This is a genomic window from Micromonospora sp. DT41 (genome assembly GCF_049841715.1).
Classification (GTDB): Bacteria; Actinomycetota; Actinomycetes; order Mycobacteriales; family Micromonosporaceae; genus Micromonospora; species Micromonospora profundi.
Window position 1 is genome coordinate 289,858 of sequence record NZ_JBNCKU010000004.1, and the last position, 16,043, is coordinate 305,900.

General features: G+C 71.1%; 16 protein-coding genes. 8 read left to right on the plus strand and 8 right to left on the minus strand.

Features of this window, described 5'->3' with window-relative positions:
• Window positions 1–118: 118 nt before the first annotated feature.
• Together ACLQ23_RS09875 and ACLQ23_RS09880 are read right to left on the minus strand one after the other, a co-directional pair.
• Window positions 119–652, minus strand: a complete 534-nt coding sequence (locus ACLQ23_RS09875) for a winged helix-turn-helix domain-containing protein (RefSeq protein WP_355596339.1) — start codon at window positions 650–652, stop codon at window positions 119–121.
• Between the two features lie 26 nt (window positions 653–678).
• Complete coding sequence (locus tag ACLQ23_RS09880; RefSeq protein WP_355629830.1) at window positions 679–873, minus strand: hypothetical protein; 195 nt, start codon at window positions 871–873, stop codon at window positions 679–681.
• A 213-nt stretch (window positions 874–1,086) separates the two neighbouring features.
• Between ACLQ23_RS09880 and ACLQ23_RS09885 the strand changes: the two genes are divergently transcribed.
• Window positions 1,087–2,163, plus strand: a complete 1,077-nt coding sequence (locus ACLQ23_RS09885; RefSeq protein ID WP_425880563.1) for a LuxR C-terminal-related transcriptional regulator — start codon at window positions 1,087–1,089, stop codon at window positions 2,161–2,163.
• Here ACLQ23_RS09885 and ACLQ23_RS09890 read toward each other — a convergent pair.
• The 5 genes from ACLQ23_RS09890 to ACLQ23_RS09910 form a co-directional block, all read right to left on the minus strand.
• Window positions 2,090–3,433: a cation:proton antiporter gene (locus ACLQ23_RS09890; protein WP_425880564.1), complete on the minus strand. Its 1,344-nt coding sequence runs from the start codon at window positions 3,431–3,433 to the stop codon at window positions 2,090–2,092. The genes ACLQ23_RS09885 and ACLQ23_RS09890 overlap by 74 nt on opposite strands.
• 30 nt (window positions 3,434–3,463) lie before the next feature.
• Window positions 3,464–4,837, minus strand: a complete 1,374-nt coding sequence (locus tag ACLQ23_RS09895; RefSeq protein WP_425880565.1) for an FHA domain-containing protein — start codon at window positions 4,835–4,837, stop codon at window positions 3,464–3,466.
• On the minus strand, window positions 4,834–5,268 hold the full coding sequence (locus ACLQ23_RS09900; protein ID WP_355596428.1) for a hypothetical protein: 435 nt from the start codon (window positions 5,266–5,268) through the stop codon (window positions 4,834–4,836). The genes ACLQ23_RS09895 and ACLQ23_RS09900 overlap by 4 nt, the downstream gene beginning before the upstream one ends.
• Window positions 5,269–5,319: 51 nt before the next feature.
• Entirely contained in the window at window positions 5,320–6,891 is a 1,572-nt protein-coding gene (locus ACLQ23_RS09905; RefSeq protein WP_355629819.1) for a hypothetical protein, read from the minus strand.
• Window positions 6,892–6,966: 75 nt separating this feature from the next.
• Window positions 6,967–7,794, minus strand: a complete 828-nt coding sequence (locus tag ACLQ23_RS09910) for a hypothetical protein (RefSeq protein WP_425880566.1) — start codon at window positions 7,792–7,794, stop codon at window positions 6,967–6,969.
• A 530-nt stretch (window positions 7,795–8,324) separates the two neighbouring features.
• Between ACLQ23_RS09910 and ACLQ23_RS09915 the strand changes: the two genes are divergently transcribed.
• The 6 genes from ACLQ23_RS09915 to ACLQ23_RS09940 all read left to right on the plus strand — a co-directional run bounded on the left by ACLQ23_RS09915 (window position 8,325) and on the right by ACLQ23_RS09940 (window position 14,005).
• The gene (locus ACLQ23_RS09915) at window positions 8,325–9,137 is read left to right on the plus strand and encodes an AfsR/SARP family transcriptional regulator (protein WP_355596353.1); all 813 of its coding nucleotides are present in this window, start codon (window positions 8,325–8,327) and stop codon (window positions 9,135–9,137) included.
• A gap of 128 nt (window positions 9,138–9,265) precedes the next feature.
• Window positions 9,266–10,723: a lactonase family protein gene (locus tag ACLQ23_RS09920; RefSeq protein WP_425735439.1), complete on the plus strand. Its 1,458-nt coding sequence runs from the start codon at window positions 9,266–9,268 to the stop codon at window positions 10,721–10,723.
• A 160-nt stretch (window positions 10,724–10,883) separates the two neighbouring features.
• Window positions 10,884–11,135 (plus strand): anti-sigma factor family protein, encoded by a 252-nt coding sequence (locus ACLQ23_RS09925; protein ID WP_355596357.1) that lies wholly within the window; start codon window positions 10,884–10,886, stop codon window positions 11,133–11,135.
• Window positions 11,132–11,755, plus strand: a complete 624-nt coding sequence (locus ACLQ23_RS09930) for an RNA polymerase sigma factor (RefSeq protein WP_355596358.1) — start codon at window positions 11,132–11,134, stop codon at window positions 11,753–11,755. The genes ACLQ23_RS09925 and ACLQ23_RS09930 overlap by 4 nt, the downstream gene beginning before the upstream one ends.
• Before the next feature lie 131 nt (window positions 11,756–11,886).
• Window positions 11,887–13,134, plus strand: coding sequence for an MFS transporter (locus ACLQ23_RS09935; RefSeq protein WP_355596360.1), 1,248 nt, complete (start codon window positions 11,887–11,889; stop codon window positions 13,132–13,134).
• A 178-nt stretch (window positions 13,135–13,312) separates the two neighbouring features.
• Entirely contained in the window at window positions 13,313–14,005 is a 693-nt protein-coding gene (locus ACLQ23_RS09940) for an HAD family hydrolase (protein WP_425880567.1), read from the plus strand.
• Here ACLQ23_RS09940 and ACLQ23_RS09945 read toward each other — a convergent pair.
• Complete coding sequence (locus ACLQ23_RS09945; protein ID WP_355596364.1) at window positions 14,002–14,652, minus strand: hypothetical protein; 651 nt, start codon at window positions 14,650–14,652, stop codon at window positions 14,002–14,004. The two genes, ACLQ23_RS09940 and ACLQ23_RS09945, sit on opposite strands and share 4 nt — an antisense overlap.
• A 162-nt stretch (window positions 14,653–14,814) precedes the next feature.
• On the opposite strand from ACLQ23_RS09945, the gene ACLQ23_RS09950 reads away from it, so the two are divergent.
• A complete protein-coding gene (locus tag ACLQ23_RS09950; RefSeq protein WP_355629807.1) occupies window positions 14,815–16,023 on the plus strand; it encodes a PucR family transcriptional regulator in 1,209 nt (402 codons plus the stop codon).
• Window positions 16,024–16,043: the final 20 nt, after the last annotated feature.

Genomic DNA, 16,043 nt, shown 5'->3' on the forward strand with positions numbered 1-16,043 from the left:
CAGCACTCGTCCTCGGCGACCGTCATCAGTTCGGATCGGTCCCGAGGAGGGGACGTCGATGCACCCCACGCTAGGGCGGCGGCAGTGACCGGACCGTCACCGGCGCATCGCGGCAGCGTCAGGCCGCGTTCTCACCCGTTTCGAGCACGTAGCCCCGCCCCCAGACGGTGTGGATCACCAGTTGCAAGGGCTTGATGCGCCGGCGCAGTCGGAGGATCTGCAGGTAGAGGCCATTGGGCGCGGCGTCGCATTCCGGCCAGCACAGGTCGGTCAGCTCACCGCGATCGACCACGTCGCCGTACGACGCGACCAGTCGGCGCATGATCACCGCCTCCAGCGGGGACAGGGGCGTCTGACGGTCACCGACCCGCAGCAGGTTCTGCCGGGTCACCACCGGCCGGCCGGCCAGCGCGGCCCGGACCAGCAGGGTGCGCACCCGCACCCGGGCGTCCTCGCGTTCCACCGGCAGCCGGACCCAGTCCTCCAGCGCGTCCGGACAGGGCGGCGCCGGTACTCCGGCCTCCACGACCAGCAGTCGTGGAACCCCTCGCAGGCGGCACTCCTCGCGTCGCCGCAGTTCCGTCGGCCACCTGACGATCACCACCCCGAGATCACCGAGCGCCGCGGCGGACACCCGCTCCACGTGGCTCATCCGGTCACCTCCGCCCTCGCTGGCCCTCAGCAGCACCAGACGCCGCTCGCCGTTCCGGGCCCGGAATCGTCGCCGGCATGCCCGGTCGACATGGCGGTCGTTATCTGGCCGTTATCCGCATACATCGCCTTGGCGGAAGGCTGCGCAAAAAGCCCGTCCGCGACGAGGGCCAGCGCCAAAGCCAGGTGGATGACGACCCACACATTGATCGAGTTGCTCATTTTGACTCCCCCAGACTCATTGACCGACGACGAACCGTCGCCGACTTTGCTCATCCCATCCTGGCGATACCGCCCGTTCACACGGAAGGGCCGGGACGGTACGTGAACACGCCGTGGCGTGTACGCGTCGCCCCGACGATGCAACCAACTGCCCCCCGTAGTCGCAGGCAAATTGCACCGACAGTCCGATTTAGACGGACGTGCCCGACGCTGGTGAGACTTGCGGGCGTCGGGACTTTGAGCACTACTAGGAGTACCGACAGACGGGACGTGGGCATGGCGGAAGACGGTGGTCCGTCGCCGGCAGGCAGACAGGCCGAGGAAATTGCCGTGGCGATTTACAAGCAGGCTTTCCGGTTCGGATCCGGATCGGTCCGTCAGGCGGCCGACGTATTGGGTCTGTCCGCCGAGGAGCACGATGCCGGACTGCGGGAACTCAATCGACTCGGACTGGTGACCGCAGGCCGCGACGATCCGCGCGTGGCGACTGTCGTATCACCGGAGATCGCCATCGTCCGGGTGCTGGAACGGGACCGCGCGACGCTCACGCGGTACCGGGACACCATCGCCGCCACCAGCGAGTCGCTGGAACGTATCGTCGATCGGTTCCTCCCCCTCGGTCCCGGCCCCCGGCTGGACCTGGAATTCGAGGTCATCGAGGACCTGGCGCGGGTGGCGGAGACGCTGGACATGATGACCGACCTGGGCAGGGAGGAGATGCTGTCCATGCACCCGGGCCCTCTCCCACAGGAGCACCTCCTGCGGGAGGGCCTGGCCCGGGACCGGCGCCTGGGCGAACGCGGCCTGAGCTTGCGGGCCCTCTACGTGAAACAACTGACCACCACCCCGTTCGTCGCCACCTACCTTCGTGAACTGATCACCGTCGGCTACGAGATCCGGACCACGACCACGCTGCCCATCCGCATGATCATCTGCGACACGCGGCGGGCGCTGATCCCGCTGGACCCGACGCAGGGCCAGGCGGGGGCGATCGCCATCGACGGCGAGGTGATGGTCCGTTCGCTGGTCTGCGTCTTCGAGCACTGCTGGCAGGACTCGAAGCCGCTCACCGGCGGCACCAACGACCAGCCCGCCAACCAGCTCACCGATCAGGAACACACAGTGCTCCGGTTGCTGTCGGTGGGCATGAAGGACGAACAGATAGCCAGGGCCATCGGCGTCTCCGTACGGACCGTCTCCCGGACCGTCAGCGACCTCATGCGGCGTCTCGGCGTGCAGAGCCGCTTTCAGGCCGGCGTCCGGGCGGCGCAGGCCGGCTGGGTCGACTGACCCCCGGCGACGCCAGGGTGAGATGCCTCCCCGGCGCCACCGGCGCCGCCTCCGGTCGGGTGGCGGTGCCCGGCTCGGCCTTGTCCCGCCGCACCCCGAGCGCCCACAGCGCCGGACCGGTCATGATCGTGGTGAGCAGCGCCATCGCCACCATTACCGAGAACACCAACTGGTCGATCAGGCCCACCTGGAGACCGACGGTGAGCACCACGATCTCGGTCAGACCGCGGGTGTTCATCAACGTGGACACGGTGAGCGCCTCCCGCGGGCCGAGCCCACCGAGCCGGGCCGTCGGATAGGTGCCCAGCACCTTCGCGACAACTGCCACGGCCACCACGAGGGCGAGTTCGCCCAGCACGTCCGGCCGCATCCGGGACAGGTCCACGTTGAGCCCGGCGACGGCGAAGAAGACCGGCACCAGCAGCATGTTGTTGACCGGCTCCAACCGGGCGACGATCTGCTCCCGCACCTCCGACATCCCCTCGCGTGGCATCATCGCGCCGAACAGGAAGGCGCCGAAGATGTAGTGCGCCCCGATCCACTCGGCCGCCGCGCAGGACACCAGGAGGCCGGCCAGCACTGCGGCGAGGGCACCGTTGCCGGCTCCCGCGCGGCCCAGCAGACGCCGCAGCATCGGCCGCACCAGATAGAGGTGGGCCAGCACGTACGGCACGGCAAGCGCCAGCCGCCACATGTGCTGCCCCTGCGCCCCCGCGTAGGCGATCACCGCGTAGAGCAGGCCCCAGGCCAGCACGTCGTCGACGGCCGCCGCCGCCAGCGACAGGTTGCCGGCCCGTACACGCTGCAGGCCGTGCTCGGTCACGATCCGGGCGAGCACAGGGAAGGCGGTCACGGCCACCGCAACCCCGATGAACAGCGCCGTCGCCGACGGATCCGCCGCACCATGCCGGCGTACCAGCCACCAGCCGAGGGCGACGCCCAGCACCACCGGCACCGCCAGCGCGCCGAGCGCCACCACCACCGCCTGGCGTCCGCTGGCCCGCAGCATCCTTCGGTCCAGCTCGTAGCCGACCAGGAAGACGAACAGCACCAGCCCCACTGTCGACAGCGCGCCCAGGGCGGACCGCGCGGATGCCGGGAACAACCAGTCGCTGAAGCCGCCCAGCAGGGTGGGGCCGAGCAGCACACCGGCCAGGATCTCGCCCACTACCCGTGGTTGTCGCAACCGGATCGCCGCCTGCCCGAGCAGCCGGGCCGCCGCGACGATGATCGCCAGGTCCACCAGGAAAATGACCACGCCCTCGCTCATGGATCGTCCTCACTTCCGCCGCAGGGGGTGTCAGATGCCGCGATGCGAGTGGTACCGCAGGGTGCGCAGGCCGATCCGCAGCCAGGTGCCCGGAGTGACAACCACCGGTACGCCCGGCCGCAGCCGGTCCCACTGGTTGCGCTCCTCGGCCCACACGAAGGTGCCGTTCGTGGACCCGTTGTCGGTAAGCCGGACGTCCCAGCCGTCGATGTCGATGCGGGCGTGCACCCGGGACACCGACGCCTGCCGGTCGTCGACCGCCAGCGGCTCGCAGCCCGTCTCGGCGCCGTCGCGCCCGTCCGGCGCCCGGCCCAGCAGGTATCCCCGGTCCAGCGGATAGGTGGAGCCGTCGTCGAAGGTCAGCACACCGAGCGGCGGCCGCGGCCCCGGCTCCGGGTCCAGGCTTCCGTTGGCGTTGGACAGCCCACAGGTGCCGCAGTACGGCGCGCGCGGGTCGTTCAGGTGGCCGTCGCGGCAGCGTACGCCCAGCACTGTCGGCCTCGGTGCGGCGTGCGGGCCGGCGGGCGACGGCGACGCGGCCGGTCCGGTAACCGGCGGCGCGGAGATCGGGTGTATCAGCACCGACGGCGCGTCCGACGCGGACACCGGCGGCGCGGACACCGGTGACGCATCCGGTCCGGCCGGTGGGGCCGACGGCACGGGAGGCGAGGGCGCCGGCACGGGAGGCGGAGCCGACGGCCGGTCCGTCGGGGGCAGGCAGGCCGCGCAGGCACAGTGCCCGGTGCGGGCGGCGGACACCGACGCGGCGACGCACGCCGCGCAGCCGCACTGTTCCGGGTGACCGGTGTCCGCCGACGGAGGCATGTCGAGCAGCGGTCCCACCGGCGGCGTGGGCGGCACGTTCAGCAACGGGCCGACCGGCGGCGCGGTCGGCGCGGTCGGCGCGGTGTCGGCGGCCAGGACGCCACCGGCCCTGATCACCCCGGACTGCAACACACTCCAGTCGTCGGCGTCGCGGTCGGTCACCTCCTCGCCCAGCCGGACGCTGGTCAGGGTGACGTCCGGATCCACCAGCCGGTTGACGCAGGTGACCGACTCGCGGCCGTCCAGGTGGATCGGGCCCACCGGCCCGGAGAGCGTGGCCAGGGCACGGCCGTGCACCAGCACGGCCCAGCCGTCGGAGCACGGTCCGAAGGCACACAGCGCCGGGTAGGCGCCGTTGTCGCCGTCGTCGCTGAGCAGGTGCGTCAGCCGGCGGCACAGGTCCCGGCCGTCACCGCGGGCGGCCACCTCGCCGAGGGTGTCCAGCAGACGGGTGACCTGCGGGGCCCACTCGGCGCTGGCATCGCAGAGCAGGACGAGGTCGCCCTGCCTGGCCAGGATCCCGTCGCCGGGCACCGGGCGGAGCACCGGCCGTACGCTGTTGATGTCGATCGTGGTCACAGCAACCTCCCACCGTGGAAACGCCATCGGATGAACGGCACCCGCATCGGCCCCTGGGCGACCAGCCAGACCGCGATCCAGACCAGCGTGAAGTGCCAGAGGAACGCCGCGAGTACGGGCGGCCCGGCGCCGGGTACGTGTCCGGCCCGCAGCAGCAGCCAGACCAGCACGCCCTCCGGCACAAGGGTGACCAGCGCGAAGAGGGTGGGCCAGTCCTTCTCCCAGCGCCACTGCATGAGCAGGTGGTAGACGCACTCCCAGGCCACGCCGAGGACGGCGACGGTGGCGAGCACGATGAACGTCTCCCGGTAGTGGTCACCCCACCCACCAGGGATCGGCAGGACCGGCGCCAGGACCAGGGTGACCAGCCCGCCGACCACCGCCAGCAGGAACAACCGGGTCTGAATACGACCGAGCAATGTCGGTACCATCACGCTCCCCTTTCTCTCGTCGACTCCGGACGGCCTGGGGTAGCCGACCGGTCAGATCGGCCGGTCGCGCAGCCAGCGCCACCATTCGCGCAGTGAGCGGGCCGGGCCGATCCGATTGCCGAACCCCTGCCGGGCCAGGTCCTCCTGGATCTCCTGGGCGGCGATCTGAAGCCCGAGGAAGGTGTCCACACCCGGGAAGTAGCCGCCCAGGGTGGCCGCTCCGGAGGCGTAGATCCGGCCGTCACCGCTGGCCGCGCCGCGCACCTCGAACGCCCGGGACACGTCGAGCCGACCGATCGGGTTGCGGCCGGCGTTGGCGTGCCGGAGCAGGTCGTTGATGACCCGGTGGGAGGTGATGTCACCGTCCAGGCCGGTGCAGTCGATGACGTAGTCGGCGCACAGCTCCACCCGGCTGGACTCGGAGTCGACGTACGCCCGCAGCCGGCCGTCGGGGCCCTGCCGGAGCTCGCCCATCGTGCCGGCCACCGACCGGTACCATCCGCCGTTCTTGCCCTCCCGCAGCTGCCGCTGCCAGTGCCTGCGGTAGGCCGTGTTGGTGCCGCCGATCTCGGCGTAGATCCGCGCCCGGTCCCGCCCCTCGCTGCGCCGCGCCCGCGCCTTGAGCTGGCCACCCCACACGGACTTCGGATAGTTGAAGCCCTGGTAGGCGAAGCCGTCGCCGCCGGCACGCCGGGACCACGGGTGCGGGCCGTGCGCGCCCTCCACGTAGGTGCGGAAGAGGTGCACGATCTCGGTCTGCAGCCCGTGCCGCTTCCGTTCGCTGATCAGCCGTTCCAGCACACGGGAGGCGACGATGCCGGAGCCGCGGATCAGCACGCGACCGGTCCGCTGGCGCAGCGCTGTGTAGACGTGCTCGTGGTCCTCGTAGGCGTTGACGACCCGGTGGAAGTCCGAGGTGTCCCGGAACTGCCGCAGCTCGGGCAGGAACTTCAACCCGGCGTAGCCCACCGCGAGATGCACGAACCAGGAGCGGTAGGCCACCACCCGCGACGGCCTGCCGGGCTCGTTGACCGCCAGGACTGTGAAGTAGCCGCCGCCCCAACGCCGCCGTACGGTGCGGACCTGACCGGTGTCCAGCATGTCCCAGTACCGGATCCGGGTGGCCTCCCGCTCCAGACCGGTCAGCACCATGCCCAGGCGGGGGGTGTAGAAGTCCGCGAAGACCGGCTCCCGCAGCACCTGCCACAGCGCGCGTGGGCTGCGGGTACGGAACGCCTCGGTCAGGGCGTACGACGGAAAGCCCCACACGTTGTCCGGACGCGACGCGGAGTCGGAACGGATCCGCTCGCCGCGCGGAATCTGCGACACCCGGGTCAGGTACTCGTAGGTGCGCCACGGTCGGTCCAGGTTGGACAGCACCCGGATGTCGCGCGTCGGCACGCCGGCGATCCGCAGGTAGTCGACGGTCACGAAGCTGCCGATCCCGCCGCCGACGGAGACGAACGGCACGTCGGTCACCGGCAACCCGGCGTCGCGTACCATTTCGTCGCTCCACCAGTCACTGGCCTCCAGGTCCGCCGGCAGGTCCTGCGGACCGGGTAGCCGGCCCAGGTCGTCGTAGACCCTGGTCTCGGTAAGCAGGGTCCCCTCGCTCAGTTTCACCGGATTCGCCTCCTCGGTAGCCGGTACGACGACCGGACGGCTCGGACCGCCGGTGTCGCCTGCTACCCGGGGACGTTAGGTCGACCGGCGTCGCTCGACCGTCGGTACGGCGTCACAGTCGCCGGCCTGCGTGGGCCGACGCCGTGGGCCGACGCCGACGACGAAACCTCCGACGACGCCCCACCTCTCCGGCGGCCAGTCCACGTCGCGCAGGTCGACGTCGGCGGGTAGGACCTGCGTTGGCGTGCCGACAAGCGCCGCCTCCCGGGCCAGCAGGCGCGCCGCGAGGTGCGCCGCGCCGAGGTCGCGGTAGACATCCAGGAGCGCGCCGGCCTGGTACGGGTCCAGCACGTCGGGCCAGGTGACCCGCCAGAGGACCAGGGCCGGGGCGACGCCGTGGCCGAACGCGTCCGGCGTCACCCGCCGGACCACCCGCAGCGGCCACTGGGCCGGTGCCCGGACGGGGACCAGGCGGACGCCGGCCGTTGGCCCGCGGGCGGCGGACCGGCACCGCCACAGTCCTTGCGGCAGCCCGGGCACGTCCATCGTGACCACGAACGGATCCAGGACCGACCCGAGACCGGTCAACGCGGACAACCCCCCGAGCAGGTACGCGAGGCGGCCGGCCGGCACCGGCTCGCTCGCGACGTCGTGCCGGTCCGCCTCGGCGGCGGTCAGCGCGGCCAGGGCATCCGGTCGGGACGGCGGGTCGGCGGGCAGCCAGCGGCCAGCGGCGTCCCCGGCGACGGTGGCGGCGGCTTCCGTCGTGACCGGGCCGCGGCGGCCCGCCCCGGCGCACCAGTAGCGCCGGGCCGACCACAGGTCCCATTCGAGCGCGGTCCAGCCGACGGCGGGAGTGTCGGAGGCGGGAGGGGGGCCCGCTCCGTACCAGTCGAACACCATGTCGACCTCCTTCCGACCTGTCGCCGGGGTCGCGGGCACGGCCGAGGCGCGGATTCGTCACCGACTATGGAGTGCGTGTCTCGAACAATGACACGAAACGCTGAGGATTGGCTTACCGACAACCATTGGCCGGTATACGCCATGGCGTGATTGTGCCTGTAACCACGGAAAGATATAGCCAAGGATTTCGGCGCCGGACGCCGGCTCGAATGGAGGTTGGCGTCACTCTACGCCACCGAACCGACGGTCTCGTCGGGCGGCCAAAGCCTCGATAACCGGCTCTTCCGGACACGAGACGATGCGGAGAGTTCGGCAGCGGGTGCCGCCTCGGCGAGCGGTATCCGTTGACGGTAACGACAGCGGGTTGCACGGTGGATGGCGACGGCAACGCTATGGAAGTTCCAAACCCCGGTCGGTCCGCACATCGCTGACCATCCGATCGCCGTCCCCGCGCCGCGCATTCCGCAGCGACCGATGCACCTTCGTCACACCGATGACGGTGTTCCCGTGCCCGTCGACCGGAGGTCTCCATGCGCCACTCCGCCCCGCAGCCCATCCATAACCCTACGACGACCGAAGCGAGCCCCACGTACGCCGACAACGTCGTCCCCCTGCGCCGCACTGTTGCGCGGACAGCAGACGCGGACGACCGCACCGCCCGCCTGCAGCTGCTGGGCGCCTTCGAACTGCACTGCGGCGGCCGGCGCATCCCGGTCGGTGCCGCCGCCCAGCGGCTGCTCGCCCTCCTGGCCCTGCGGCAGCACCCGCTGGCCCGCGCCACCGCCGCCGGCGTGCTCTGGCCCGACGTGACCGACCAGCGGGCGCAGGCGAACCTGCGGACCGCCCTGTACCGACTCAACCAGGTCTGCGCCGGTCGGGTGGTGGAGGCGACCTCCCACACCATCCGGCTCTCGCCCTCGGTGTCGGTCGACGCGACCGAGGTCGCCGAGTTCGCCACCGCCCTGCTCGACGACCCCACCCGGCTGCCGGCCCGCTGGCCCACCATCGAGTCGATGCACCGGGACCTGCTACCGGAGTGGGACCACGCGTGGCTGCGACCGGAGCAGCAGCGCTACCGCAGCCTGCGGCTGCACTGTCTGGAGGCGCTGTGCGACCGGCTGCTCCAGCACGGCCGCTTCGGCCAGGCCGCCGACGCCGTCCTGGCCGTGGTGCACGCCGACCCGTTCCGGGAAAGCGCACACGGCAAGTTGATCCGGGTCTACCTCGCCGAGGGCAACCGCAACGAGGCGGTGCAGCACTACCTGCACTACCGCCGGACCCTCCGCGACGAGCTGGGACTCAACCCCTCCCCCGAGATCGGCCAGCTGGTCAACGCCGCCTGAGTGCCTCACGGCGACGCCACGACGCCGCGAGTGCCACGGCCCGGTGACACCACCCGCCGAGAGTGGAGGACGGCACGCACGCACGACCGACCGACGACGCGACACAGCGCAAAGCAAAGGAGACTCGGATGAGACACCGCGCAAAGCACGCGACCCGGAACCCCTGGTCGGCGCCGGGCGGCCGGCACCGCGACCCGGAGACCGGTCGACGCACCGGCAACCGAAGCGCCCTGGCCGTGACGGCCGTGTTCCTCAGCGCGGCGCTCGCCGGGCTGATCACCATGCCGCACGTGGTGAACGCCGACGAGGGCACCGACGCCGCCGCCACGGACACCCGCAAGGCCGCCAAGGGCAAGACCGACCTGCGCAGGGGCGCCGTGTTCCTGATGTCCAACGCGGAGGACGGCAACGAGGTGGTCGCCTTCTCCCGGGCCTCCGACGGCAAGCTCACCGAGGTCGAGCGCTTCCCGACCGGCGGCACCGGCAGCGGCAGCTTCGAGGACAGCGCCAACGCGCTGGTGGTGGGCAGCGCCGAGGGCGAGGCCTCGCCGAACATGCTCATCGACCAGCGCCGGCTGCTGTTCGTGCCGAACGCCGGAAGCAGCACCATCTCGGTCTTCCAGATCAACGCCGACAGCCTGGAACTGGTCGAGGAAGTGCCGTCCGGCGGGCAGAAGCCGGTCAGCCTGACGGTGAACAACGGCCTGCTGTACGTGCTCAACAGCGGCGAGACCGCCAACCACCTCTTCGACGAGGACACCAACGTCCTGGAGAACTGCACCAGCGGCGCCCGTCCCGAGATCACCGGTTTCTCGGTGTCCAGCGGAGGCGAGCTGACGCCGGTGAAGAACTCCACGAGGCAACTGTCCGGGCAGGCGCACTCCGGCTGCGCCCAGGTGTCCTTCAGTGCCGACGGCCGGTCGCTGCTGGTGACCGAGCGCCTGGCCAAGCTGCCGGCGCACGCCGACAGCGAGGTCGACGACGACGAGGGAACGGTGGTCACCTTCCAGGTCCGCCAGGACGGTACGCCGGGGCGCAAGCGGGTGCAGGACGCGACCGGGCGTGGCCCGTTCGGCTTCGCGGTCACCCGCAGCGGCACCGTGCTCACCACCGAGCAGTTCGGCGGCTTCGCCAACGACAACGCCTCGGCGGTGGCCTCGTACACCTTCGACGAAAACGGCGGCCTCGAGGCCAGCAGCGAGTCGGTGTTCAACAAGCAGACCGACACCTGCTGGGTCGTGGTCAACGGCGACGAGTCGCTGGCGTACGCGTCCAGCCCGTTCGGCGACGGTACTATCTCCAGCTTCTCGGTCACCGACGGCGTGCCGAAGCTGCTGCACGAGTCGGCGTCGGCCGAGGACGGCAAGGACCGCAAGAACGACCACGTGCCGACCGGGGCGACCGACCTCGCCCTCAGCTCGGACAGCCGCTACCTCTACCAGCTGAACTCCTTCGAGGGAACGCTCACGGTGTTCAAGGCCAACCAGGACGGTTCGCTGGCCTACGTCGAGGATCACCGGGTGTTCGACCTGGAGGTCTTCGGCGAGGGCGGCGAGGGCGACCCGATGGGCATCGCGGTCATCTGACCGTGGTCCACCTTCCACCGACCGCGTGGGGACCGGCTCGACAGCCGGTCCTCACGCGGGTCCGACGTCGCCTCCGGGAGGACGGGAGCGACGAGGCGATCACGTATCGTCGAACGACGACGAATACGTGCGAGATCACGGCCCCGCCGAGGAGTGCCCCATGCACGAGTTGACCTGCGCCCAGATGGTCGAGTCCATCACCGACTACCTGGAGGGCACGCTGCCGCCAGACGAGCTGGAGAGCTTCCGCGCCCACCTGCTGTGCTGCGACGGCTGCGACGCGTACCTCGACCAGATGCAGTCCACGGTGCGGCTGCTGCGGTCCGCGCCCGGGCACCGGTTGCCCGTCGCTGTCGAGTCCGCCATCGTCCAAACGTTCCGCGAGTGGAACGGCACGAGGGCGGAACAGTGACTGTCGACCTGGCGGGCCTGCTCGCCGGTGACGAGGACGCGTTCCGGGACCTCGTCCGGGCACACCAGGCGACGATGATGCGGCTGGCCCTGCTGCACGTACGCAGCACCGCCGACGCCGAGGAGGTCGTGCAGGAAACCTGGCTGGCAGTCCTGCAGGGGATAGACGGGTTCGAGGGCCGGGCGTCACTGCGCACCTGGATATGCCGCATCCTGCTCAACATTGCCCGGCGTCGCGCCGGGCAGGAGTCCCGCAGTGTCCCGATGTCCGGCCTGCCGGGCGCGGACGGCGGGCCGAGCGTGGACCCGGACCGCTTCATGTCCTCCGGGCCGAACGCCGGGCACTGGAGTGCGCCGCCCCGACGGTGGGGCCGCCAGCCCGAGGACCTGCTCCTCGCCGGGGAACTACGCGAACTGCTCGGCGACGCCGTACGCCGGTTGAGCCCCGGACAGCGTGAGGTGATCACCATGCGCGACGTGGAGGGGTGGACCAGCACCGAGGTCTGCGAGCTGATGGAGATCAGCGAGGGCCACCAGCGTGTCCTGCTGCACCGCGCCCGTTCGCGGGTACGGCAGACGGTCGAGTCGTACCTGGAGCGGCAGAGCAGCCCTGCCAGCTGAGCGGCACCGGCGAGAATCGCGCCGGCCGGTGTAACGCCGGGGCCTCCGCACGCCACTGGACGGACATGTGAACCGTCCGTGCGCCCGGTGCCCGTCCGCCGGGACGTGCCCGCTCTGCGAGAGGTGCAGCCATGACGTTGACCAAGGAGACGACCGAGGACCGGCCGCAGGGCCGCCCGTCGGGCTACCTGTCGGTCCTGCGCAGCCCGGGGATGGCCGCGTGGTTCGCGGCAGTGGTCTGCCAGCGCCTTCCGATCGCGATGGCACCGCTGGCGCTGGTGCTGCTGGGGCGCGAGGTGACAGGTTCCTTCTCGGTAGGTGCTCTGCTCGCCGGTGCGTTCGCCCTCGCCGAGGCGGCGGCGGCCGGGGTGATGGGCCGCCGCTTCGACCGCCGGCCGGCAGGGCCGGAGCTGCGGCTCGTCCTAGCTGTCCAGGCGGTCGCCCTGCTGGCCCTGGTCGGGGTGTCCCGGGTGCTCGACGGCGCCGTGGTCGTGATCGGCATGGTGGTCCTCGCCGCGCTGGCTGGCGCTGTCGCCTCGGGTGCACACGGTGGACTGCGGGCGCTTGTGGTGCGCAGCGTGTCGCAGGAGAGCCAGCACTCCGCGTTGGGCCTGGAGGCATCGATGACCGCCCTGATGTGGGCGGTCGGGCCGGCCGTCATCGGCGCGCTGGCGTTCCTCGGCGGCCCCGCGGTGTCGCTGGCGGTCACGGCCGGTGTCGCCGGCGTCGGCGTGCTTGTCGCCGGAGCCCTTGTGGACCCGGGCCGGGCGGCGACCGACCCGGGGCACGGGGACAGTGTCTGGCGGCTGTCCTGGCCGGCGATGACGCACGAGGCCGCGGTGCTGCTGACGGTGGGTGCCGCGTACACGGCGCTCCCGGCGCTGCTGGAGCGCCTCGGTGGCGACGCCGACCTGTCCGGCCTGGCCCTGGGCGGTTTCGCCGTGGCCGGCATCGCCGGTGGCATCGTCTACGGCGGACGGCGCTGGCCGGCCAGCTACCACAGCCAGACCACAGTGCTGATCCTCGTCCTGTGCGCGATGGTGCTGGCCGCCGCCGTGGCCGGCACGGTGCCGCTGGTGATCGCGCTGCTGCTGGTCGGGGGTTTCGCCAGCACCCCGGCGCTCACCGCCCGAGGTGCCGGATTGCAGCAGATGCTGCCCGAGTCGCAGTGGTCCGCCGGGTTCTCCGGTCTGTACGCCGCAGGCGGCATCGGCTTCGGCCTGGCCGGCCTGGTGGTGGCGCCGCTGCTGGCCTCGGTCGGGCCGCACGTCGCGTTGGCGGCCTGCGCGCTCCTCGCCGCCGGTCTCACAGTGGTGGGCACCGTCGCCGAGTCCCGGCTGACTCGAATCCCGGCCACGCACCCCGCGCCGACGCCCTGACCCGCGCCCGCCGGGCATCGGCGGCGTGCCGGGGTGCGGCGGAGGGCGTGCCGGGTTTCGGGGGACGATTCAAACCCTATGGACAGACATCGAGGCCCTGGCCGGCTTCCTGCTGGCCGGGGCCTCATGTTGGTGCCCGGTATGTCCCGAACCCACGGACGCTGGGGATACTGCCGTGATGACGGTCAAGGCGCTCATCTTCGACTTCGACGGCCTGCTGATGGACACGGAGACGACGCTGCTGGAGAGCTGGCGTTGGGAGTGGCGGCGGCATGGTCTGGAACTCGATCCGGCCGGCTTCTTCGCCGACCATGGCGGCGACGCGAACGAGCCGCGTTACGCGGCGCTCGCCGCCACGGTCGGGCCGGCCTACGACCGCGAGTCCAGTCACGCGCTGCGGATGGCGTACCGGGCGGAACTGAACGCGGCGCTGGAGCCGGCACCGGGGATCGTCGGCTGGCTGGACCGGGCCGCGGAGCTGGGGCTGCGGCTCGCGGTGGCGAGCAGTTCCCCGGTCACCCACGTGGGGGCGATGCTCGATCGGACCGGGCTGCGGGCGCGGTTCGAGGTGCTGGTGACCGGCGAGGAGGTGGCCGCGCACAAGCCGGATCCGGCCGTCTACCTGCTGGCGCTGGACCGGCTCGGGGTGCAGGCGCAGGAGGCGATCGCATTCGAGGACACCCCGCACGGCGTGGCGGCGGCGCACGCGGCCGGGCTGCGCTGCGTGGCAGTGCCGAACCCGCATGCGGACCACGCCCGCTTCACGGCCGCGGACCTGCTGCTGCCCAGTGCCGCGGAGCTGTACCTGGACGCGGTCCTGGCCGGGCTGGCCCGGCGCGTTGGCAGTTCCCGGTTGCCTGATCGAGGCTAGACCTCTCCGGTCCAGGGTTTTCCGACGTCAGCCCGTACCGCGCTGCCACCGGGCGGCAGGTCAAGAACGTCGATCAGGCTGGGGTCCTCGTCGACGGCATGGTGCAGGTGCCCGACTTTGCCGTTGCTGCCGCTCGCGTCGGTGGCTCCGATCAATTGCCACACTCCGTCGTCCGCGTCGTGGCTGACGAACAGAACAGGCTCACGGCGTTCGAAGACCTCAGGGGTTTGAAGACAGACCGTGCCGAGCAGCCAGTGCCGCATCCACCAGGCACGCCGATCGCGCTGCATGACCTGGTCGGTGACCCACCAGACGAACGGCAGGTCCTCGTGGGCACGCGACTGGTCCGCGGTCAGGTCCGGACCGCCCTGCGGGACCCGCTCGAAAGGCTCGTCGATGAGCGAGAACGCGTGACCGTCCTCGTTGGCGAAGATGACGGCGTGGAAGGTGCCACCGCCAGGATTGCCGGCACCGATCCCGACGGACAGACGGGCTACGTGCGGGTCCGAGCCGGTGGACCAGCCGAACGCGTACGAGGCCAACTCCCCACGCGGCCCCACGAACTCACCGAACGCCCGCCGGTCCATGCCGCTGACATCGGCCGTCGGCACCTCAATGAGCGCACCTTCCAGCACCTGAATATCCACGCCGGCAACTTAGCTGATCGAGAGCATCGTGCCGCAGGCGCACGCACTCGAATCCGCATGCGTGGACGCCGCCGTCGCCAAGTCGCCGATTGACTCAGGGCGCGACGATACGATCGGCGAACATCAATCGAAAGGCGTTCGACGTCCCTTACAGGAGGTGTCGTGCCGGATCTGATCATGGCGCTTCAGCGGCGGATTGACGTAAATGCCCTGCGTGCCGTCAACACCTACCAGCGAGAGGTGCCCGAGTACGCGTCGCCGTCACCGGAGCAACTCGCGCACATGCTCGACTTCGCGCGTTTCATCAGACGGGTGAGTCTGGAGCGCGTACGGGACGACACGCCGCTCGACGAGGACGATCTGGCGGCTATCGGCGACGTCGGCCGACGACGAGGCGAGGATCGGCTCTCGCTGGCGTCACAGCGGCAGGCGCTCAGCACGCATACCGCACTGATGCTGCGCGATGTGGTGGAGACCGCGGCTCCGGCCAACACCGAGGACGTGCTCCACATGGCCAACTGGCTCGGGCGGGAGGGCAGCCGAGCCCGCTGCGCCTACCTGGACGGTTACCTCGATGGCGTCGCACAGACCTGGTCGATGTCGGCTCAGGTCCAGTTGCTCGCGCGGTCGCTGCTGGCCGACGAACCACCGCCGATCGGCATCGCTCGGGCGGCCGGCGTACGTCTCGGGCATCGGTGGCTGGTGACGGTCGTTCGCTTCGATCCGCCGGGCCTGGCCGCCCCGGAGCGGAAACGCATCGTCGCGACGGCCCTGGCGTCCTGGCGGATCCCGATGTCCTGGCTCGGGCCGGCGGAGTTGGTACTGGCCACGCCGGCATCGGTCGACGCACCGGCGGCCACGTCGGCATGGCTCGTCGACGGTGGCGTCCACGGTCCGGTGGCGGATCGCACCCTGGAGCTGGTCCGTGGCGTCGCCGTGGGCTCCGGCCGTCGGTGCGCTGCCGGCGCGGCCGTCGGAGCGGTGGGCCAGTTGGCCGGTGTGCTGGACCAGGCTCGACAGATCAGCCGACTGACGTCGGCGGAGCGCAGACCTCAGCACCTCTACACCGTCGCGGACAGGTTCGTCGAACTCGGAGCCGTCCACTCGCCACACATGGACAGTTGGCTGCGGGAACTCGTCACCCGACTCGAGGCCGGCCCGGACCTGATCCGCACCCTCGACGCGTACTACCTGCACGACATGTCCCGACCGGCGACGGCACGGGCGCTGGGCGTCCACACCCGCACGCTCGACTATCGCCTACGGCGCGTACATGAGCTGATCGGGCTGCGTCCCGCCTCGACCCGCGGCGTGCGGATCCTGACCGCCGCGGTCGCCTGGACGTTCGCCGACCGGCTGCGGGAGACATGACGAGGTCGGCGTAGCCGACC

Bases quoted from the DNA above. Each gene is read 5' to 3' on its own strand.
- ACLQ23_RS09940 (WP_425880567.1), top strand. From the start codon at position 13,313: ATGACGGTCAAGGCGCTCATCTTCGACTTCGACGGCCTGCTGATGGAC.
- ACLQ23_RS09915 (WP_355596353.1), top strand. From the start codon at position 8,325: ATGCGCCACTCCGCCCCGCAGCCCATCCATAACCCTACGACGACCGAA.
- ACLQ23_RS09880 (WP_355629830.1), bottom strand. From the start codon at position 873: ATGAGCAACTCGATCAATGTGTGGGTCGTCATCCACCTGGCTTTGGCG.
- ACLQ23_RS09900 (WP_355596428.1), bottom strand. From the start codon at position 5,268: ATGGTACCGACATTGCTCGGTCGTATTCAGACCCGGTTGTTCCTGCTG.
- ACLQ23_RS09875 (WP_355596339.1), bottom strand. From the start codon at position 652: ATGAGCCACGTGGAGCGGGTGTCCGCCGCGGCGCTCGGTGATCTCGGG.
- ACLQ23_RS09935 (WP_355596360.1), top strand. From the start codon at position 11,887: ATGACGTTGACCAAGGAGACGACCGAGGACCGGCCGCAGGGCCGCCCG.
- ACLQ23_RS09890 (WP_425880564.1), bottom strand. From the start codon at position 3,433: ATGAGCGAGGGCGTGGTCATTTTCCTGGTGGACCTGGCGATCATCGTC.
- ACLQ23_RS09920 (WP_425735439.1), top strand. From the start codon at position 9,266: ATGAGACACCGCGCAAAGCACGCGACCCGGAACCCCTGGTCGGCGCCG.
- ACLQ23_RS09910 (WP_425880566.1), bottom strand. From the start codon at position 7,794: ATGGTGTTCGACTGGTACGGAGCGGGCCCCCCTCCCGCCTCCGACACT.
- ACLQ23_RS09925 (WP_355596357.1), top strand. From the start codon at position 10,884: ATGCACGAGTTGACCTGCGCCCAGATGGTCGAGTCCATCACCGACTAC.